Here is a 20,938-nt window from a genome sequence, read left to right on the forward strand (position 1 = left end):
ATTATTCCAGCAGCCTTAACCAAGAATTGAGCGTCTAACTTTATAGTAGTATTTTGTTATCGTATTTCGCCTCGGTGAACCGACAGGAGCATATTTATTAAGGAAAGGCATCAACGCTTTTTTTATCCTGGTCTGAAGCAGAACAGGCGTTTGCCCTGCAGTATGAGCAGGATTTGATGAATTAATCAGGGATAGCTGACGGAAATAGGCTTCTTTTTCCCATGGCGTATTGATGACGTTTTCCAGGAAATCGTCATAAAAGTCAACCTTGTCCGTGTTCCACGGTTTATTCTCCCCGGCATAGTGAATCATATTCGGGTTCATTCTGGCTTCTAAAAAGCGCATGTATGTTGCGAACTGGAGATTGGGGAAAAAGTCATCGGTATTGCCATTACCATGATAGACATTCCACTCCAGCGGTAAAAACTCAACCCGGCCATAGAAAACTTTGTTCATGATGTCCTGATCAAGGAACCAGTACTTTTTCTCTTTAAGGGTTTTAATCAGCTCGGAGAAGGTATCTTCCTGCACCATTTGCGCGACGTTGAAAACGATAATCCCCGCCTGGAAATACTCGTCAGGATTGGTCATTTTAAGCGTTTTTTGCAGATACTCGCCGGCCGGCATTACGCCATCAGCAGACTCCGACATCGCGCCAAACTTGACGAAGCCTTCCATCACGATATCTTTAACGGCGGCAACAAGGTTAGTGCCAAGTTCGACATTAAGCAAAGCCGCCAGATCGGCCTTCACCACAGTATCGGAATCGATAAAAATAACCTTCTCATATTCACGGAAAAGCTGCGGAATGAACAAGCGAGCATAGGTTGATGCGCTAAAGTGCGCTCGGGTATGTACACCATTCAATTCGGTAAAGGCATTCACATCAAAAAATCGAAGTGAAAAGTTTGCATGGGCTGAGACCAGCTTGGTTAAGCGCTGCTTGTTAAGATTGCTAACCTTGTTTTCCAGCACAACGATATCGTAATGGGTATTTTTATCAGAATGGCGAACGATAGAGTTGATTAAAGCCCCGCCGCTGATGGCGTAGTTATCATCAAAACTGATGACTATTGGCGCAGCGTCTGAAAAGACCGGCATCAGCTTGCCGTTGAAGGTCTCATTCATCACGAAAGTGCGCTGTAGCTCCTTAACTTTCAGGGCACGGTCTTGCTGCTGTTTAATAATGTAAATATTAAACAGACGCTCTGCGATATGGCCGATAACACGCTTTTCCTGAGCGTTATAATTATTCATCGAGATGCGACTTTCAAGATGAGTCAAAATCGCGAACAGCCATTCAGAATAATCCACGAACATATCTTTGTGCATCACAAACATGTTCGTATAATAGCCATCTGTTGCATTGTTAAACTGCTGAATAGCCGCTTTATAATCCGGATAAAGCTCTTCGACAACGTCCAGGGCAGTCAGATAATCCTTGATGTGTAAAAACTCACCTTTCTCATAATGATCGAGGTTGTTTTTACTGCCAGCAGAGGTTACTGACCACTTCTTCGGTAACAGCAGGTCAAAACCTGAAAGACAATCTTGTATTGCCGTGTCGGTTAAACCAAACTGGTTTTCATACTCTGTATCGATAACCGGAGAATTCACTACGCCCCAGTTATCTTCCGCAAAGCTCTGCTGTGAGGAAAAATTGAGGTGCCGGCGATAATGCATAAAACCGACATAATCAGAAAGAGTCTCATTTTTCCAAACCCAATAATGTGCTGTTAACTCACAGTAGAAAGGGTTTTTAAACGAAATATTATCTCCCGTATCATCGCCAATACAGCCGATATCATTATAGGAGTTGGCTTTACCTACATGCAATGGTTTGATAATAGATGCATTAAGGAATGCGCTCGGCTTATGATGACAGGTATAGATCTTAATACTATTCATTTAATTACCAGATTTAGGCCATTGCTTGTTTATAAAGTTCGATGATTCTTTCAGCAGAACCGATTTCCCGGAGGCGGTGATTTTCGATCCAGACAACCCGATCGCATATTTTTTCCACATCACTCATGTTGTGACTAACGAACAGTATTGTCACACCACGATTTTTGAACTCTTTAATCGTCTTGATACATTTGGCCTGAAATGAAATATCGCCGACGGCAAGCACTTCATCGATAATCAGAATATCAGGCTCAACTTGACTAATAACCGAGAAGCCAAGCTTCGCTAGCATACCGCTAGAGTAGACGCGGATCGGCTCATCAATAAATTCTCCTAATTCGGAAAATTCAATGATGCGATCCATTCGCTGTAAAACCTCTTTACGACGTAATCCAAGAAGAGTGGCATTAAGAAAAATGTTCTCACGGCCTGTCAATTCTGGATGAAAACCACCACCTAGCTCAAGCATTGAGGCCACTCGCCCTCGAGTTGTGACTGACCCTTTCGTTGGCTTGATAACACCAGCAACCAACCCTAAAGAGGTGCTTTTGCCGGCGCCGTTTCGGCCAATGAGCGCAACAGCCTCTCCTTTGCCAACCGTAAAAGAGACATCCTGAATAGCAAGATATTTACGGCCTTTCAGTAATTGAAATGCTCTTTTAGGATGAAATATTAAATCTTTAATACCTGAGCCAATATGATGGTAAAGTGGATATTCTTTTGTCACATTATTAAAATCAATTACTGGTTCCATCACAAGATCTCTGCAAATCGATATTTTAATTTATTAAAAATACTTAATCCGATAACTGTCAGCACAATACCAGTTAAATATAGCACTGAAATATGCTCATAGTTTAAAACACCATCCATAAATAAGTTACGCCAGCTTAAAATCATACTAGCCAGAGGGTTATAGTCAATAACCCAGCTATATTTTGCTGGAATCATATCCGATGCGTATAAAATGGGTGTGCAGTAAAACATCAGCATAATACCGAGAGTAACAAATCGTTCTAAGTCTCTGAAAAATAGATTCAAAGTCGAAAAGATAATTGATACACCAAAGGTAAAAATCACCTGTCCGATAGCAATGAGCGGTATTCCCCAAAGCCATGAAAGCGAAGGACGCATACCGTACACAAAAAGAAAAGCGACAATGACAGGAATAGTGCATAAGAAGTGCAAGCCTTCCATCATCACATTACTAAGAGGAATAACCGAACGCGGAAATACGGTTTTTTTGATAATTTGCGCATTAGCAATAAATGAGAAAAGCGAATTCGTCGCTGAGCTTGCAAACCACTGCCAGGGGAAGAGACCCGTTATTAAGAAAAGGGTATAATTAGGTATCTGGACTCGCATGATCAATTTAAAAATAAAATAGTAGATCATCGCAAACAGTAAGGGGTTGGCAATCGACCATAAATAACCAAATACACTGCTCTTATAGCGTACTTTTAGATCTTTATTGGTGATAACAACAAGCAGGTCAAATAAATACCCTAGATTATACTTCATTTTTATACTCATAAATTATTCTACGAAATTTTAAGCATTGGGTTATGCACTTTAGATTTGCGAGTTGTCGCTGACTAACGAAATCCACTGCGATAGCGCTAACGCCCTGACAGATACACTGCCGATAGACACCATGTCTTTGGACATACAACCTGAAATCTTAAGCACATAGGTTAAAGCAAGATTTTCCCAAATTTTCTGTACGCTCTAATTCATTGGCAGCAGCCGACCATGGTAGCTCTTCCATACTAAGCAGGGACAAGCGAGAAGCTGGCGTAGAGATGGCCAGTTAACGTGCTGTTTCTGAATGTACAGTAAAAACTGCTATTTTTCAGTCAGATACTCCCCCCCATAGTCTTACGAGGTCGCTTTCAACCACGCTACCGCCCTTGGCTGTCGCAACCAAACGGCGTAATGATTCAACAACCCTATCTGTAAACATCTCCTGCGGCTACCTTTGACGGCAGCACTAAACCGACACACCCTCTTCTTACATCAAACGCTCTCGCAGCGGCTGTCGGCCAAGATTATCGCCCGTGACGCTGGGTGCTGCTCGCTAGAAAATTTAAAAGATTCTAGCAGGCCCACACTCTCGCTGTTTGCTTAAGACCCATCCATCAGGAATTTCTCAATTAGCACGTTTAGCAAGCCTGTTTTTTGAACTCATGACAGGGTTCTTCCCGTTATCTTCCCATCCATCTTCTGAGAATCAGCGCAAACTGTGCGCACTATTGATCGAAATGACGCCAACAATCAGTCTGGTGCCATATTTAATACTGCGCACAGGATAGCTGATTAAACTGACAACACAATGGTCATGCAAATGAGTTGCCGCATTATAGCGCTGGTCTATAGGAATAAAAATGAAAATACGTTGCCAATCAATTCATATTGCAAATGATTCATGTAGTAAACATAATGTAAAACAAATAGAATCTAAAAACTAACCAGCTGATTTTAAAGGATAAAAAATAAATAAGCCATATCGATGTGAAAGAATTGTAAATTCATACATAAAACCAATTTTTATCAACGTTAACTTTCGAGGGTTTAAAGGGCCGTACAGCGAGTTGAAATCGCGAGATTATGACAAGACCTCATGCAATTGTTACCCTGCTAACCATCCAGCATCGATAATGAATCTCATCTCCATCTCAAAATGCCTTGCTATAGACGACATCATCTGGCCATCGAAGGCATGAATATAAACAGCAACGGTAAAGCAGGTGATCCACGCAGCAAGCCAGTGTAAAATCGAGGAATATATAGCGGGATACAGTCACCCCAGAGGATGAATATGAAATTTTTAGTAACTGGAGCCGCAGGATTTATCGGCTTTCATACCTGCAAGCGCCTTCTGGAGGCGGGTCATGAAGTTGTCGGCCTCGACAACATGAACGACTATTATGACGTCAATCTTAAGCAGGCCCGTCTGGATTTACTGCAGTCTCCCCTGTTTAGTTTTCACAAAATCGATCTGGCGGATCGCGAGGGTATTGCCCGACTTTTTGCTAATGAGAAATTTAACCGGGTGATCCATCTTGCCGCTCAGGCTGGAGTTCGCTACTCCCTTGAAAACCCGTTCGCTTATGCCGACGCTAATCTGATTGGTTATCTGAACATTCTTGAAGGCTGCAGACACAATAATGTTGAGCATTTGCTCTATGCCTCATCCAGTTCGGTCTATGGCCTTAACCGTAAAATGCCGTTCTCTACCGATGATTCGGTTGATCATCCGGTTTCGCTGTATGCCGCCACCAAGAAGGCAAACGAACTGATGGCGCATACCTACTCTCACCTTTATGGTATTCCGACCACTGGACTCAGATTCTTTACCGTCTATGGTCCTTGGGGACGTCCGGATATGGCGCTGTTTAAATTTACAAAAGCCATGCTGGAAGGAAAGCCCATCGATGTCTACAACTATGGCAAGATGAAGCGCGATTTCACCTACATTGACGATATCGTTGAGGCGATTGTTCGGATGCAGGATATTATCCCGCAGCCCAATCCGGAATGGACCGTTGAGACGGGTTCACCGGCAGATAGCTCAGCGCCATACCGGGTGTATAACATCGGTAATAGTTCACCGGTTGAGCTGATGGATTACATCACGGCGCTTGAGGAAGCTATGGGGATGGTTGCGGAGAAAAATATGATGCCAATACAGCCGGGCGATGTACTGGAAACTAGCGCAGATACCAAGCCGCTGTATGATGCGGTGGGATTCAGACCGCAGACGACGGTCAGGCAGGGAGTGAAGAACTTCGTTGACTGGTATAAGGCCTACTACAAGGTCTAATCAACCCGGCATGGCGCAGGTATTTAGCCGCAGTGAGGTACTACTGCGGCTTTTTTATATCGAGAATTGTCATTCGGCAATCTTATCCATTCAGATGCTCGTAAAAACACGCTGTTTATAACTATCTCAGCGCAAAGCCCGCGGCCCACACAATAACGAAACACTAAGTTAACACAAAACAAACAAATTCATTAACAAACTCTGATATAAGCCACTTTCAATACAATCACTGAAGAGCATTCGCGTACAAAGGAAACTGTGACCAGCGAATCAAGCTGGTGCAAAAGTCGGTTACAGCGCTATTGTTCAAACTACTGGCGCGGAAAAGGGTTTTCCACTTTCCGTAAAAAAACCACAAACGCCATATAGGATTTTTCTTAAATTCAGGATATGTTAAGCAGGCAAAGGCATGCTTTTGCAGAGATATTAGTTCGCAGGCAAATGGATTTATAACATTCTTTCATTCTGGTACGCATTATGGCAAACATAATTTTCTTAGCAGTTGCTGCCATCCTGTTGATTGTTTCAGTCTATTTTCTGATTTCTTATATCAAAGATCAGAAAAAGACCAAGCTGACTTTTAACAAACGAAAGTGGTGAAAAGAAAACTTAATATAATTATAATACAGGCATAGGAAATAATAATATAAGAATAAACACTGCCAGCGGTGGGGATACATATAGCCTTTCAGCTGGCAATGGATACCATTTAAAAAAGTTATATCAAACTGGTACTTCGCCTTTACTATTCTAATGGCAGTAAATGATTTGTGTTTTCTATGCCTGCGCCCTTCCCTTGAAAGATCCCGTACCATCACCCGTGTAAATTTTAATCAGAGCCTTAGCTCGTCGTAACGAAGCTCGCCTGAGAACCCGGATTCCAGAAACAACAAAAGCCTGCAAGCAGGCTTTGTTTTACCTTCCGGCGCTTATCTCCAGCGTCTACATCACAGTGACGGTAGCTCTTCACAAGGTGAATTTAACATATCCGACCTCAATGGTTGGGACAAGATGATCGATTGAAGAATCTAAGCGAGGTCACGTTTTTTAGGGGGGTTGGTCGGGTATGAGAAGTAAGACGATTTGTCAGGCGAATAACTGAATCATTTAGATTCTAGTCGCCTAAGAATAAAAAGCCTCTTATGATCTTTTAAACATCACTGTAATAAAGCCTTGACATAGCCGAAGGAATATGAATTCATAAATTTACGTTTCTAAAGTCTTATGATATTGTGTCGGATAATCTGTTATTTTTATACCTCATTACAATTTCTTAATAAATGATATAAACGGTCGGACAAATTCATAAATATCTCCATATTAATTCCATACATTTTAAATCTCCAGCCAAGTAAGTTATGCAAAAATCCTTTTCATATCTTCCAGACCAATAAATCCTGAAGTTTTACTTAACGTTAAATATAGGGAATTACCGAAATAAAAGTAAATAAATGCTTCGACAGGAGTAGTGTATACTGATTCTTGCTATCTTAATGATATGTATAGTCCTTAAAAATTGTATACGCCGACTCAATTTCTGCGTTTCATTCTACGGCGGCAGAAGACATCGTAAACCTCCCTATTAGGTAGGGCAGCCAATCACGTCTTCAAATAGGAAAAGGTAGCTTTGGGATTCCTATCTCACTGGAGAACACCTGGTTGTGTTTAACTGTTTGGGCCGATTTCAATGCTAACACAGCATCACAGAACATTCTCAGAACAATGCGCCTTATATATATGAATGAAAGACCTGTGGCTTAAATTTAAATAGGTCTTTCTTCCTAGGAAAATATTACATTTCAACAACAGCAATGCTTCCACCAACAACTACTACATTTAAAATGTCGATAATAAAAAAATCATCCTAACTAATATAGCCTGTCATTGTCTCGTCTTAAATCATTCATGCGTTGATTGATTATTTTGATATCGAACCTTGGATAACATAATTTTCGTCCATGGATATGTAAAATGATTGTTATCAAACATCATGGGATATCCTTCTGGTGAGATATAAGAACAATTTTTCTTATCGTCACAATCTAAATCATAAAGATTTATATAATTAATTTTTTTCCTTTCCATAAATGCCACGAGATAATTATTCAGATTTTTAGGGGGTTTCAATGCATGTTTATCAATTTCATTAAAATCATTACTTTGTGCGATACGATAGAATGCTGTGTCGTAATTTTTTGTTTGCCCCAACACAACTACATCCCTAGCATATTGCTTGAAAAAAGCAACTGTATTTTCTATGTTATTTGCAATTTGCGAATGGGAAAAATACTTCTCACCATCAATCCAGTTAGCAGATATAATCACGGTATCAATCTTATATTCTTTAATGTATTGCTTATATAGCCTTTCCATTAAATCAGTACATCTCTTCTCCCCATAAGTATTATTTACGAAAGGCATACAGCCTGATGAGGTTACTTGCATTACCAAAAAATCTTTGTATAATTCTGTTGATGCCTTGTAATACTCTGCAGCATGACTGTCACCCACCAGAAGCAATCTTTGTACACTAGAATCAGCCTTTTTCGCCAAACATGAGCTCTCGGTAAATTGACTAGCGCTATTATATCCACTCGTCAGGAAGCATATTCGTCCTTGGTTACCAAACTGTTCAATACCTTCTTTAGATCCCGCATAAGAATGAAATTCATCCATTGCCAATACGGAATTAGGTAACCACAACTTAGAAGCATTGAATTTATTACATAAAAAAGCCACAAATGAAATAAATATTGCGCAAAAAGCAAGTTTAAGAATCGCTAGTTGCGCTCTTTTTTCAATGAAGAAATAGGATAAAAAGCCAAGAACTAGAGATATTAATATCCCAGCGAACTGATTGAAGAGACTGAATTCAATATTATTCAAATAAAATAACGACACTACTGGCCAGTGAAATAAATAAATTGAATATGATGCTGACCCAATCAGTTGGAATGGTTTTGCCTTTAACAAAGTTTTATTATTCCCAATGTTCGCATGTAGTAGCAACGCCGTTGCAATCGTGGGGATTAATGTCGTAAAACCAGGCCAACTATAGCTTTCTTTAACTATACCAGTAAATAGCATTAAAGTAACCAACGATATAACTTCTGTAATTCTAGGGTACCTATTCTTGAACGTGATTGATGAAGCCATCGCACCAATTATTAACTCCCATGCACGACTAGGCAACAAATAAAAAGAATACATTTGGCTGTATTTCATTAATAAAACACAAAATATAAAAGAAGTCAAAATGAGACTGAAATAGATAACATATTGTGGGGCTTTTTTAGATAACGCATTAGAAACAATTAAAATTAAAGGGAAAATCAAGTAAAACTGCCATTCAACAGACAATGACCAGGTATGTAAGAAAATAAAACTATCAGCCGCATCTGTAAAATATCCAGAAGTTGCTTTTAGATAATATAGATTAGAAGTAAAACTCAATGATGATATTACTTGCAAAAAAAGACTTCTAAGCATTGATGGTGGTGTGGATGTAATTGCCAATATAAACGAAAACAAAACACACGCTACTAATGCAGGGTAGATCCTTTTAAACCTCTTTTTATAAAAATTACTAACCCAGCCTTTAGTACCTACTTTTTCTTTACAGATTTCATTCATCAGAAATCCAGATATTACAAAGAAAACATCTACTCCAGCATAACCGCCATAAAAATATCCTATTTTGAAATGAAAAAGTACCACCATTGCTACAGCAATGAAACGCAAGCCGTTGATGTCAAGACGAAACATTTAAATACCTTAGGATAATGTATAGATGAAATATATTTTCGTGAAATATAAATATTTAAGTGTTTACAAAAAATATATTAATGCCTAACTTATTTTAAAAAAGATTAATATGAATCGAAAAACCAGCATGAGATAATTTTTCAAGGGTCACTGAAAGCCTCCGCAATCTCAGCCAAATTGTATGCTTCCAAAATATAGAACGCATTTAATAAAAATAAGCAAAAATGCAACATCCTTACGAGTACTTATACCATTTTAAATATGCAAATAATTTTATACTATAGATATTAATAAATAATGATATTGCAATAACAAATATTAGAACATTGGTTTCATATATAGCAAGGCAATATATAAATATGATTCAACCGTTTCTTAGCAATAACTATTTAGGGGGAATCTTCCCCCTCCAGCTTATCTCTGAGATCGATTTAGTCACTACCGAACAAATCACGGGTATACACTTTGTCAGCGACATCCGACAGCTCTTCAGCCATTCGGTTTGAGACAATCACGTCAGCTTCTTGTTTGAATGTGTCGAAATCGCGAACCACGCGGGAATTGAAGAACTCATCTTCCTGCATAACCGGTTCGTAGATAATGACCGGGATACCTTTGGCCTTGATACGCTTCATGATGCCCTGAATAGAAGAAGCGCGGAAGTTATCGGAGCCACTCTTCATGATCAGGCGATAGATACCAACGACTTTAGGTTTGCGCGCCAGGATTGAGTCAGCGATAAAATCTTTGCGCGTGCGGTTAGCATCTACGATGGCACCGATGATGTTATTAGGTACAGATTCGTAGTTTGCCAGCAGCTGCTTGGTATCTTTCGGCAGGCAGTAGCCGCCGTAGCCAAAGGAGGGGTTGTTATAGTGATTACCGATTCGCGGATCGAGGCACACGCCTTCGATGATCTGTTTACTGTTCAGACCCTGGCTTTCAGCATAGCTATCCAGTTCATTAAAGTAGGCTACGCGCAGCGCCAGGTAGGTATTGGCGAATAACTTAATCGCCTCAGCTTCGGTGGAGTCAGTAAACAGCGTCGGGATATCCTGCTTAATCGCGCCTTCTTTCAGCAGATTAGCGAAACGCTCCGCGCGTTCTGAACGTTCGCCAATGACGATACGAGACGGGTGCAGGTTGTCGTAAAGGGCGCGGCCTTCACGCAGAAACTCAGGAGAGAAAATGACGTTATCAATGCCCAGGCGCTCTTTAATATCACGCGTAAAGCCAACGGGAATGGTGGATTTAATAATCATTACCGCGTCTGGGTTAATCTCGGTGACATCACGAATAACGGCTTCAACAGTCGAAGTATTGAAGTAGTTCGTTTTAGGATCGTAGTCAGTCGGCGTAGCGATAATGACATAATCTGCATTACGGTAGGCATCATGCTTGTCCGTTGTCGCGCGAAAATTCAACGGTTTTTCCGCCAGATATTCCTGGATCTCCTTATCGACAATCGGAGAAATCTTTTGGTTAATCATATCAACTTTGGATTGAATGATATCCAGCGCCACCACTTCGTGGTTTTGCGCAATCAAGATGCCATTCGATAAACCAACATAACCGGTACCGGAAATAGTAATTTTCATTCGATCACACTTTAATAAGTTAACTGGACGGCGGCATATTAGCCACCCTGGTAATCAACACTTGCGGCGGTTTTACTCCGTGGCTGGATGTATGTCAAGGAGAGACCTTACCAGTGGCGGGGTAACAGCCTAAACTCTAAAGAGGAAGTACAAATTTGTTACAGAATTGCGAGTGTCTGGAGAAAATGTACAAAAAATCCCGGCTAAAAACCAACCGGGATTTTGCATTGAATTACCGAATGGAAATTAATCCATCCACTCAGTGTGGAACACACCTTCTTTATCGGTACGCTTATAGGTATGCGCGCCAAAATAGTCACGCTGCGCCTGAATCAGGTTAGCAGGCAAGACTGCGGAACGATAGCTATCGTAGTAAGCGATGGCCGCAGAGAAAGTTGGAACCGGAATACCATTCTGCACTGCGTATGCAACTACATCGCGCAACGCTTGTTGATAATCATCGGCGATCTGCTTGAAGTATGGAGCCAGCAGCAGGTTGGCAATGCCAACGTTCTGCTCATAGGCATCAGTAATCTTTTGCAAGAACTGAGCACGAATAATACAGCCGGCACGGAAGATTTTCGCGATCTCACCGTAGTTCAGATCCCAGTTGTATTCATCAGAAGCCGCGCGCAACTGGGAGAAGCCTTGAGCGTAAGAGACGATTTTGCCCAGATACAGAGCGCGACGAACTTTCTCAACGAACTCCGCTTTATCGCCTGCACTTTTCGCCTGCGGCCCGGTAAGGACTTTCGAAGCAGCTACACGCTGATCTTTCAGTGAAGAGATGTAGCGAGCGAATACAGATTCAGTGATAAGTGACAGCGGTTCACCGAGATCAAGAGAGCTCTGGCTGGTCCATTTACCGGTACCTTTGTTTGCTGCCTCATCGAGGATCACGTCGACCAGGTATTTACCCTCTTCATCTTTTTTGGTGAAGATGTCTTTAGTTATATCAATGAGATAGCTGCTAAGCTCACCTTCATTCCATTCGGTAAAGATTCGCGCCAGCTCTTCATTAGAAAGCGCCAGACCCCCTTTCAGTAAAGCGTAGGCTTCTGCAATAAGCTGCATATCACCGTATTCAATACCGTTGTGAACCATTTTTACATAATGACCAGCACCATCCGCACCGATATAGGTTACGCATGGCTCACCGTCTTCGGCGATTGCAGCAATCTGCTTGAGAATTGGAGCAACCAGTTCATAAGCTTCTTTCTGACCACCAGGCATGATCGAAGGACCTTTAAGAGCCCCTTCTTCACCACCGGATACGCCGGTGCCAATGAAGTTAAAACCTTCAGCAGAAAGCTCACGATTACGGCGAATCGTATCCTGGAAAAAGGTATTACCACCATCGATGATAATGTCACCCTTATCCAGGTAGGGCTTCAGAGAGGCGATGGCACTATCAGTACCTGCGCCCGCCTTCACCATTAACAGGATACGGCGTGGAGTCTCGAGTGATTCAACAAACTCCTGCACTGTATAATGTGGGACCAGTTTCTTGCCTGGATTCTCGGCAATCACTTCTTCGGTCTTTTCACGGGAGCGGTTGAAAACGGAGACGGTATAACCGCGGCTTTCGATGTTGAGCGCAAGATTACGCCCCATCACTGCCATACCGACAACCCCGATCTGTTGCTTGGACATTACATACTCCTGTCAGGTGTGGTCACTGCGACAAATTCGCAGCTTAATGTGATGATTATGTTAGCGCAAAGCTAGTAATATGGATAGGGCAAAATTATTTTTAATGTAAAAACGATACAATAACACTATGAAATAAATTAATAAGATATTTATCTTTAAAAAAATTACCAAAAAGGATAAACAAAGAAATTAAAATTCTGAATCAATATTACAATAACAATAAACAACAAACAAACCGGCATCCAATTTAGAAGGTAAGAAGAGAAATTTGAATTTACTATTGGCTTAACAAAAAATGGATATACAAGAAAAGTTATTATTATTTGAGTAATCGATAGCACCAGAGAGACATACCATAGAGAGGAATATAAAAATATTGAGCTTGACAAACATAATGCTACAATACCTGCTATTATATTCCACTTGAATTCAACATTGGTTCTTCCGTTGGCTTGAGCTATCGCGCCAGTTAATCCCCCCATTGGTCTCAACATTCCAAAAAGCAACATATAAGGTAATAAAGTCATTATTGTCATACGCTGCTCTCCATACAAAATAAAAATAATTATAGGAGAAAAGATAAAAATTCCGACAAACGATATTGCACTGGCTGATACTATTAACAGAGTCCCTTTTAAGTATACTGTCTCTAGAAGATTAGTATCACGCTGTGCTTCAGCAAAACGAGGTAGTGCTAATCTATTTATAACTGGTGTAATCAGTTTCAAAGGTTGCATAATCAAATCTTTTGCAAGAGAATATAAACCTAAAGAATCACCACCAAGGACTTTGCCAATAATAATTACGTCTAATTGAGTTCTAAGCTGATTGATTATCTGAGAACCGAGCTGGTATATCCCATAACTGAAGACACCTTTACAAATGTTTTTTTCGAAAACAAATTTAGGCCTCCAATCTTTATCTCCAAAATAGCTCATAAAAGCTAACCTGAGACAGGCATTTACAATGAGACCGATAATAACAGCCGAAGTTCTTAACTCTGTATACAATATTGCATATATAACAAATAAAAAAGAGAGAGTCTTTGCGGACATTTCTATTTGGGAAAGAGACACCATCCTCTTTGCTTTGATATAATGAGCTTGATATTGTGAAAGCGAACCTAAAAACAGAAAGTTTATACTTGAAAGCATGACCAATGGAGTAAGCTTATCCATCATATAAAATCTAGCTAAAGGCCAAGCAACTAATAAAACAATCCCCCCTGCCAAAATACTTAAAATAAAATTAACCCAATATATTGTGCTTTGTTCATCTCGACTAAGATCTTGTCTATGAATAATATAACTACTCATACCCATATCTTGCAAAATCATTGCTATCATTAAAATTGAATTAACGATCGCAAGCATACCCAACTCATGTAGTTCCAAATGTCGGGCTAACACACTAATTTGGATAATCTGAAGTATTGCTGCAAATATGTTGGAAAACAAAAGCCAAGAAGCTTGCTTCCTCAATCCACTCATGAAAGCCTCTCCAAGAGATTAGCCATTTGAGAGTATTCTTTTTCCTGATTGAATGATAATTCGATTTTGCGTCTAGCATTATCTTGAATATATTTCAGATCTTTTTGATCCTTTAACAATGAAATTAGGATATTGGCAATAGCCTGAAAATCTCGTTCATCACATAGCCAACCACTAACATCGTTTTCAATTAGTTCAGGAATTCCACTGTGAAAAGTAGAAATAACTGGTAAACCAATTGCCATTGCTTCCATTAAAGCAACGGGAATACCTTCCATATCACCATTATTTGCAGTAACAGAGGGTAGGAGAAAAACATCACTCTTCATCAACAATTTTTTAACCACAGACTGAGGTTGAAAACCGATAATATTTACTTTATCTTCAAGCCCGTATTTGCTGATGAGCTGTTGAAGTTCTGCATTTAACTCTCCATAACCAACAATATCATACTGAAATCTATAACCACTCTTATTCAAGATATCACACGCCTGAATTGCATAGCGCAGGCCTTTTTTCTCTGTCAATCTACATACTGATATAATTTTCAATGGTTCATTTCTAAAGGGGCGCGGATAAAAGCTAAAATTTTCAATCTGGATACCCATTCTAATAACAGAAATTTTACCTTTATCACATCCCATTTCGATTAATTTACTTTCCCACACATGACTCACAGGAAGGAACAAATCACCATCATTAAAGAGTCTCTTATAGAATCCTTTATATCTGTTTAGCAAATTGGTGGCTGAAAGATCGTAACCATGAAAAACAGTAACTATTTTCCCATGTAAAACACCACAACTCCGCAAACAATTTGCTAAAACTCCACACGGCCCAAAATGTGCTATGATATAATCACTTTCAATCCTACTTGCGACACGACCAATTAAAGCGGGAAGAAGAAGCGTATAAGACAAAAATCCATATTTATTAAAATTAAACGAGTTTATGTTCCCCAAGGCAAAAGACTTCAAGCTATATTGTACTCTTTTACTAAACTGAAAATATTTGGATTTTGATGTTATATCTTCATCAAAAATATAATGCACTTTACTTTTTAAATCATATTCCAGATAGTCATCATGTATTTTATCCATATCGCCAGGATAAATTGAGAGCACTTTGACATCATATCCCTTCTTAATAAAAGAGATAATTTGATTTAAAATAAAGGTTTCTGATGCCAAGGGGAATTTAACACAAAAAAATAAAATTTTCATTTCGCACCAATTTCTTTAATAACTTCGGAAATTATATCCCGCCCTTCTTTTTTGACTCTTTTCAATTGAAGAGATAAATCATGATTGATGCCATCATAATTATTATGAAGGTGATTAATTTTATTAACCACTTCATCAGTGAATAGTCCCTGTACACTGACAGAAAGAATATCCATAGATAGTGATTGCATGATGCCTTTCGATTTATGCTCATAATTAATTGCTATTGCTGGCGTCCCAAAATTCATTGATATAATAGCAGAGTGAAGTCTTGTGCCAATTGTAAACTCGCACTTACTTAGAAGAAAACCTAACTGAGCATCATTAATCTCATCCATAACAACACTAATTTTTTCAGTGTTTTTTACTTTATCCTTAACTGAAAGCGCCACAATTCTATCATCATTATTATAACTTTCAATTCCTGTGCATGTTGAAAAAATGATTACTTGATATCCTAAACTAATCACATGGTCAATTACGCGAGCAATTGCAAATTCATATTGTTCCTGAGTTACACCGAGTCGTTTATCAAATGGAGCTAGTTTTCTTACAGTCATGGCAACACATTTGCTGTTTCTTATTTTGGTTAACCAATGCTGACAGATGTAATCGTTGAAAGAAGAATAATTTGTCCCTTCTACTAAAAAAGCAGTATCAACACCATCTGACACGTTGTCCATATCGAATTTATAATCAGCAATAAGCTCCTTACTAATACTTTCTCTCAAAATTAGATTATTTACATTAGAAAAAGCAAATTTTGCAATTTTCTGAATATTTTTGTTATCGAATGGACCTACGCTATGCCCAATTAGATAGATCGGTTTTTTGGCTAATAAAGAACAAAAGATATGTTCAAATTGTGCAGCGCCATACAAATCAACAAAAAAAGAGCCGCCTACTTGAATAATGGCATCATATTCTTTTATGCTTTCAGTAAAGTTAGTAATATGCTTCGGCAGACTAATATACCTAAGAATCCCCTTTTCACGGCAATGTGCAATAAGGACCCATGGTAAAAATATGCTTTTTATTTTTGACCTAACCTTAGCGTATATTCCCCCTTTTGTTTTTTTTGCGTCAGAATATAAAGTATCTTGCTTGATGCTCTCACCCAATAAATATGAAGAGCTTATGGAATATCGGCTTATAATATCTATCTCAATTTCACTATCAATTTCCCTGATGCAATTTAACAATCCTCTAAGAATTGCAGCATCACCACGATTCCCACAAGTGTGATTGCCAACTAATAATAGTTTCATACAAAAACCCTATAATAGATAAAATAATAAATTAACTAAGAAACCATTGCTTATCGAAGTATATTAACTCTTTACTCCAATTATCATTTTTCAAATCAACGTTACCCTTAATAGCCAATTTGGATTCAAATTTTATTTTGTAAGCTCCATCACCAAAAGAAGATAATTTAAGCGTATATCCATCAATCAAGTCATCAGTGTCTGGTAATGTCACTATTATATTCTCATGTGTTAAGAATATATATCTTGCATTATCATCTGTAAGCTTTGCAGATTTAGTAATAGTAGATGTTTTGTAATTTATTTTTTGCAATTGGCCGGTAGGGGATATAGCAGCAGTTACCTTTTCACCATTTAACCATTCAATTGATTGTTTTTTATTATTACCTGAAAACTGCAAACCTATGTCAGAATTGGAGGCATCAAGATAACTGACAAGAGAATTATTTACACTCGTATTTCTACTAACAAAATTGTATTTATTCCCTAATGATAAATATCCCGCATTCCATTGTTGATTAAATCCTGTATTTGCTGATCTTGCAACATAAGCTGAAGCCCCACCAAATTTTGAATATGGTAGAATTACAGTATCAACACCGTTTACAATACCCGACTTTATCTTATTATTAACGACACCATTCTCCTGTACGACGCCTTTGATAGCTCGAGAATCACTCGGAAGAGTAATATTGAAATTAGCAGCCCAAATTTTGGTTAATGGATTTAATATTATTACATTTGTATCTGGTGTACCCATGTGTTTGGTTTTCATGTTAACCCAACCACTTGTGATTATTTTTCCCTTGGTTACAGACACTACATATGTAGTCCATTTAGGGTTACTTTGAGTTTCGATAATCATTCCCGGCTGAACTTTTTGATTGTCGATGTAATCAGAAACAATCGAAGTGGCTGTTATTTTGGCGTCAGATATTATTTCCCATGACTTGAAGTTAGGCGCCGTATTATCTGCATATAAAGCTACTGAATCACGATCCATGTACCGAGTCAGATCATATAGAGAATTTAGTCCTAGGATTGGGAAACTAAATGGATTACCGGAATTCGCTTTAAAAGATGCAACAACAGCATTTTGCCTCATTCCAAAGGTATCCTTAGCGGCATATACTCCTTTAAGATAAATAGGTGAATATCCGTCAAAAGTCGTAATTGGCTTCCCCAGGTAGTTAAATTTTATATCCTGACCGTGCACAACCAGCGGAGCTTCAGCCAGAAATAAAAATAATAAAAACCATCTTTTAAATTTCATTTACACTCCCATTTACCTGAAAAATAACTTTTATGGATAGGATATAAATATTGAAGGAGTACGCCACATTGTTATGAATGATAGAAACAACAAAAACGATGCTAATACTATCGTATATTTAGTTAATTTTTTTGGATTACTTTTACTTACTGAATCAAGAAACAAAGGATAAATTGCGCATGAAAAAAAGGTATTCCAGTAAAAGTTACGCATAAACCAAGTCATGGAAATTAACAATACGCCATAAACACTCATAATAGCAAAGAGAGATATAATACAAGTGGAGTTCACTTCGGAAAAAAAAGCTTTCCTGTTATCTTTGTTTAAAGTATATAGCACAAATAAAAGCAAAGGGATGATTGTTGTTAATATATTATACAGTCGCCGGGGAATGTTAAAATCATAGAAATTGGCACCTTCAACACCGCCAGCAAGGTATGCGTCGGCCTTAGATGCTATATTTACACCACTAAATAGAAAACCAAGTGAGGACACGTTTTCATAAACAATCCCCATGATATCAATTTTAATAAAAACTGAAAGAAGAAACATCAGTAGTGCAATTCGACCAGTATAAGTAATTATTTTTTCATTAGTAAATAAATAGGAGCACACACAAGCCAATATAACAACAATTGCACCCCAGTGGAATGATAGTGCAACATAAAACAGAGCTGCTGATAATATAAATTTTTTGCGGTAAAACAATACGCACGCTATCCCTGCAATTATAGCCGCGACACCTTGCCTGTAAGCATTCGTTGATAACTCAAGCACATCCCAGCTATAAAAAAAAGCGATAAATACAAATGCCTTATATGCTTTTCCTTTAAAGGCATAGAGCACAAATATCAAGAGACTTAGTGTTAAAAATAAAGACGAAGCGAATATATAAAGATCATGTGACTTACCAAAGTAAGAGATTATCTTCATCAATCCATAGAACCCCCAACCCCAGGAAAAGGAATCGAGATTTGATAAACTATCAAACTCATTCAAATACATTTTTGTATCGGTTGTCCCGGGAAAACGAAGACCATAAAATAGTGTGATTAAAATAAACACCAGTAACAACGTAAAATTATCTAATTTATTATTATTCGAGATGATACTAATCGATGCCAAAAACAATAAAATTATTGAGATAAGCAAATATAACAATATCAACTCATTATCAAAAAAGTGAGGCATAAATTATCCATCTATATTAATTTAAAGCGTTCTACGAAATTTACCCATAAATACTTACTAATTGCATATGGCATGTGCATTTTTTTATATCTAAATGCAAGATCTAAATCATTAATTGCGGAATGATACTTTGCCCAAAAAGGAATCTTTCCTCTAGGTTTATTCCACCCTCTGCAATGATATGCATTTAAGTGATTGATCATCATTACTTTCCAATTATATTTCCTAAACCTGAGACACAATTCTATATCCTCTTTATACATATGATAACTACTTTCAAATCCTATTGAATTAGATTTATCGAGACATACTTTAAGAGCATCATTACGTATAAGCATAAACGCACCACAAACAGCTAAAACTTCAGATGGGTTACTATCTAATTTTTTTAGCGGCTCGCTTGAACCAATATCATACCATCTACCATAAGATGTTGCGGCTATACCTAAAGAATCATAGACATCCATCTCCTTCATTTGATCAATTGAATAACGAATTAAAGGGACCGAAAAAATTCCGATATCGTCATTATCAGTTTCATTGGCCAAAGTTAATAACTTATCTAATTTTGAACCATCAATTGCAGCATCTGGATTCAATAATAAAGTCCATTTACATTGGAATCCCATTTGTAAAACCAGATTATTACCTTTAACAAATCCAATATTATCTTTTTTTATTACTTCTAACTTATGTTTGCACGATAGGTTATCTAAATATGAAGTATCATTCGATCCGGAATCCACAATTTTTATACTTAAGTCTGACTCAGATGTAGCTAACCCATCCAAACACCATTGTATATGTTTCTGGCTATTGTGCGTTACAATTATTACTAAACACTCCGTTGACATATAAACCTCAAACTCATCTTTGGTTATTTTTTGTGAAGAACTGTTGTAAATATTTAATCGAGTATTTTGCATGTTTCCTTTTAATACTCCATATCACACTATCTAATAACTTCCCTTTTTTATTTTCTAAAGACACAAGATAATCAACAAATTTCTTTTCATCATTATTATATAAGTTTAAGTTACGCTGACTGAGTTCATTTAACGCTAATGCAAAAGGATAATTTTTTGAAACACGTTGTTCATGCGGACTATGATCATGATGCATAATATAAGTAATCTCAGGTAAAACTTTGAAAATACCGAAATGATGAGCCAACCTTAACCATGTATCCCAATCTTGTAATCTTTTCACGCTGACGTCGAATCCGTTTATTTCTCGCATACGCTCTGTCAATGTGAATACTTGATTAGATGCAATGTTGTCAAAAAGTAAATCCTTGTAATTATAACAAACCTCTTTGTTTTTCCTCTTATAATGTGATCTCCTTTTTATATTATTATAGCAATCATAAAAATCACATGATAAAAATGAATATTTGTCATCCCAATTACTAACAAAAGTACTTAGTCGATTCGGCATAAATTCATCATCATCATCTAAGCCCGTAATAAAATATCCTGACGCATTAAAGATACCTAAATTCCTTGTGGCACATGCACCTTTATTTACATCATTTCTAAAATAACGGACCCGGCTATCTTCACGACAAAGTGACATGATATATTCTTGTGTGCCATCAATTGAAGCATCATCACATATTAAAAGTTCAATATTCTCATAATCTTGCGACAGTACTGATCTTATTGCTCTTTTTAATCGTTCAAGTCGATTATGCGTTGATATATAAACACTCACTTTTGTTTTTTTAGCGATTTCAGAGTCCATTAT

At 38.0% G+C, this 20,938-nt stretch carries 15 protein-coding genes; 2 read left to right on the plus strand and 13 right to left on the minus strand.

The genetic code is table 11. The features are described 5' to 3' along the window. Window positions 1-15 precede the first annotated feature (15 nt). From KCG39_RS09340 to KCG39_RS09350, 3 genes are read right to left on the minus strand one after another with little or no spacing between them, the layout of a single operon-like run. Window positions 16-1,908, minus strand: a complete 1,893-nt coding sequence (locus tag KCG39_RS09340; protein ID WP_087828824.1) for a DUF4422 domain-containing protein — start codon at window positions 1,906-1,908, stop codon at window positions 16-18. A 13-nt stretch (window positions 1,909-1,921) separates the two neighbouring features. Next, a complete protein-coding gene (locus KCG39_RS09345) occupies window positions 1,922-2,662 on the minus strand; it encodes an ABC transporter ATP-binding protein (protein WP_004122464.1) in 741 nt (246 codons plus the stop codon). Beyond that, complete coding sequence (locus KCG39_RS09350; RefSeq protein ID WP_004122466.1) at window positions 2,662-3,429, minus strand: ABC transporter permease; 768 nt, start codon at window positions 3,427-3,429, stop codon at window positions 2,662-2,664. Before KCG39_RS09350 ends, KCG39_RS09345 begins: the two co-directional genes overlap by 1 nt. Window positions 3,430-4,726: 1,297 nt before the next feature. Here KCG39_RS09350 and KCG39_RS09355 point away from each other — a divergent pair. Both KCG39_RS09355 and KCG39_RS09360 read left to right on the plus strand, forming a co-directional pair. After that, window positions 4,727-5,731, plus strand: coding sequence for an NAD-dependent epimerase (locus KCG39_RS09355; RefSeq protein ID WP_004122469.1), 1,005 nt, complete (start codon window positions 4,727-4,729; stop codon window positions 5,729-5,731). A 477-nt stretch (window positions 5,732-6,208) separates the two neighbouring features. Next, window positions 6,209-6,331 (plus strand): small membrane protein, encoded by a 123-nt coding sequence (locus KCG39_RS09360; RefSeq protein WP_004138729.1) that lies wholly within the window; start codon window positions 6,209-6,211, stop codon window positions 6,329-6,331. Window positions 6,332-7,630: 1,299 nt separating this feature from the next. Here KCG39_RS09360 and KCG39_RS09365 read toward each other — a convergent pair. The 10 genes from KCG39_RS09365 to KCG39_RS09410 all read right to left on the minus strand — a co-directional run bounded on the left by KCG39_RS09365 (window position 7,631) and on the right by KCG39_RS09410 (window position 20,935). Continuing rightward, a complete protein-coding gene (locus KCG39_RS09365; protein WP_142468548.1) occupies window positions 7,631-9,496 on the minus strand; it encodes an acyltransferase family protein in 1,866 nt (621 codons plus the stop codon). Window positions 9,497-9,927: 431 nt separating this feature from the next. After that, on the minus strand, window positions 9,928-11,094 hold the full coding sequence (gene ugd, locus KCG39_RS09370) for a UDP-glucose 6-dehydrogenase (RefSeq protein ID WP_112167161.1): 1,167 nt from the start codon (window positions 11,092-11,094) through the stop codon (window positions 9,928-9,930). 246 nt (window positions 11,095-11,340) lie between these two features. Beyond that, window positions 11,341-12,747 (minus strand): NADP-dependent phosphogluconate dehydrogenase, encoded by a 1,407-nt coding sequence (gndA, locus tag KCG39_RS09375; protein WP_112167159.1) that lies wholly within the window; start codon window positions 12,745-12,747, stop codon window positions 11,341-11,343. A gap of 164 nt (window positions 12,748-12,911) precedes the next feature. Further along, on the minus strand, window positions 12,912-14,237 hold the full coding sequence (locus KCG39_RS09380; RefSeq protein ID WP_123829114.1) for an oligosaccharide flippase family protein: 1,326 nt from the start codon (window positions 14,235-14,237) through the stop codon (window positions 12,912-12,914). Further along, window positions 14,234-15,460 (minus strand): glycosyltransferase, encoded by a 1,227-nt coding sequence (locus KCG39_RS09385; RefSeq protein WP_112167155.1) that lies wholly within the window; start codon window positions 15,458-15,460, stop codon window positions 14,234-14,236. Before KCG39_RS09385 ends, KCG39_RS09380 begins: the two co-directional genes overlap by 4 nt. Next, window positions 15,457-16,728, minus strand: a complete 1,272-nt coding sequence (gene wcaK, locus KCG39_RS09390; RefSeq protein WP_142468547.1) for a colanic acid biosynthesis pyruvyl transferase WcaK — start codon at window positions 16,726-16,728, stop codon at window positions 15,457-15,459. The genes KCG39_RS09385 and wcaK overlap by 4 nt, the downstream gene beginning before the upstream one ends. Window positions 16,729-16,759: 31 nt before the next feature. Further along, window positions 16,760-18,001, minus strand: coding sequence for a hypothetical protein (locus KCG39_RS09395; protein WP_211811590.1), 1,242 nt, complete (start codon window positions 17,999-18,001; stop codon window positions 16,760-16,762). Between the two features lie 30 nt (window positions 18,002-18,031). Next, a complete protein-coding gene (locus KCG39_RS09400; protein ID WP_112167149.1) occupies window positions 18,032-19,192 on the minus strand; it encodes an EpsG family protein in 1,161 nt (386 codons plus the stop codon). 11 nt (window positions 19,193-19,203) lie between these two features. Further along, window positions 19,204-20,118 (minus strand): glycosyltransferase, encoded by a 915-nt coding sequence (locus tag KCG39_RS09405; protein ID WP_227635292.1) that lies wholly within the window; start codon window positions 20,116-20,118, stop codon window positions 19,204-19,206. Continuing rightward, window positions 20,060-20,935, minus strand: a complete 876-nt coding sequence (locus KCG39_RS09410; RefSeq protein WP_112167144.1) for a glycosyltransferase — start codon at window positions 20,933-20,935, stop codon at window positions 20,060-20,062. The genes KCG39_RS09405 and KCG39_RS09410 overlap by 59 nt, the downstream gene beginning before the upstream one ends. Between the last annotated feature and the right edge of the window lie 3 nt (window positions 20,936-20,938).

The sequence above is a fragment of the Klebsiella pasteurii genome, from assembly GCF_018139045.1.
Lineage (GTDB): Bacteria > Pseudomonadota > Gammaproteobacteria > Enterobacterales > Enterobacteriaceae > Klebsiella > Klebsiella grimontii.

Excerpts from the sequence above, each read along its gene's own strand:
- KCG39_RS09340 (WP_087828824.1), bottom strand. The coding sequence starts at position 1,908 with ATGAATAGTATTAAGATCTATACCTGTCATCATAAGCCGAGCGCATTC.
- KCG39_RS09345 (WP_004122464.1), bottom strand. The coding sequence starts at position 2,662 with ATGGAACCAGTAATTGATTTTAATAATGTGACAAAAGAATATCCACTT.
- KCG39_RS09350 (WP_004122466.1), bottom strand. The coding sequence starts at position 3,429 with ATGAAGTATAATCTAGGGTATTTATTTGACCTGCTTGTTGTTATCACC.
- KCG39_RS09355 (WP_004122469.1), top strand. The coding sequence starts at position 4,727 with ATGAAATTTTTAGTAACTGGAGCCGCAGGATTTATCGGCTTTCATACC.
- KCG39_RS09360 (WP_004138729.1), top strand. The coding sequence starts at position 6,209 with ATGGCAAACATAATTTTCTTAGCAGTTGCTGCCATCCTGTTGATTGTT.
- KCG39_RS09365 (WP_142468548.1), bottom strand. The coding sequence starts at position 9,496 with ATGTTTCGTCTTGACATCAACGGCTTGCGTTTCATTGCTGTAGCAATG.
- ugd (WP_112167161.1), bottom strand. The coding sequence starts at position 11,094 with ATGAAAATTACTATTTCCGGTACCGGTTATGTTGGTTTATCGAATGGC.
- gndA (WP_112167159.1), bottom strand. The coding sequence starts at position 12,747 with ATGTCCAAGCAACAGATCGGGGTTGTCGGTATGGCAGTGATGGGGCGT.
- KCG39_RS09380 (WP_123829114.1), bottom strand. The coding sequence starts at position 14,237 with ATGAGTGGATTGAGGAAGCAAGCTTCTTGGCTTTTGTTTTCCAACATA.
- KCG39_RS09385 (WP_112167155.1), bottom strand. The coding sequence starts at position 15,460 with ATGAAAATTTTATTTTTTTGTGTTAAATTCCCCTTGGCATCAGAAACC.
- wcaK (WP_142468547.1), bottom strand. The coding sequence starts at position 16,728 with ATGAAACTATTATTAGTTGGCAATCACACTTGTGGGAATCGTGGTGAT.
- KCG39_RS09395 (WP_211811590.1), bottom strand. The coding sequence starts at position 18,001 with ATGAAATTTAAAAGATGGTTTTTATTATTTTTATTTCTGGCTGAAGCT.
- KCG39_RS09400 (WP_112167149.1), bottom strand. The coding sequence starts at position 19,192 with ATGCCTCACTTTTTTGATAATGAGTTGATATTGTTATATTTGCTTATC.
- KCG39_RS09405 (WP_227635292.1), bottom strand. The coding sequence starts at position 20,118 with ATGCAAAATACTCGATTAAATATTTACAACAGTTCTTCACAAAAAATA.
- KCG39_RS09410 (WP_112167144.1), bottom strand. The coding sequence starts at position 20,935 with ATGGACTCTGAAATCGCTAAAAAAACAAAAGTGAGTGTTTATATATCA.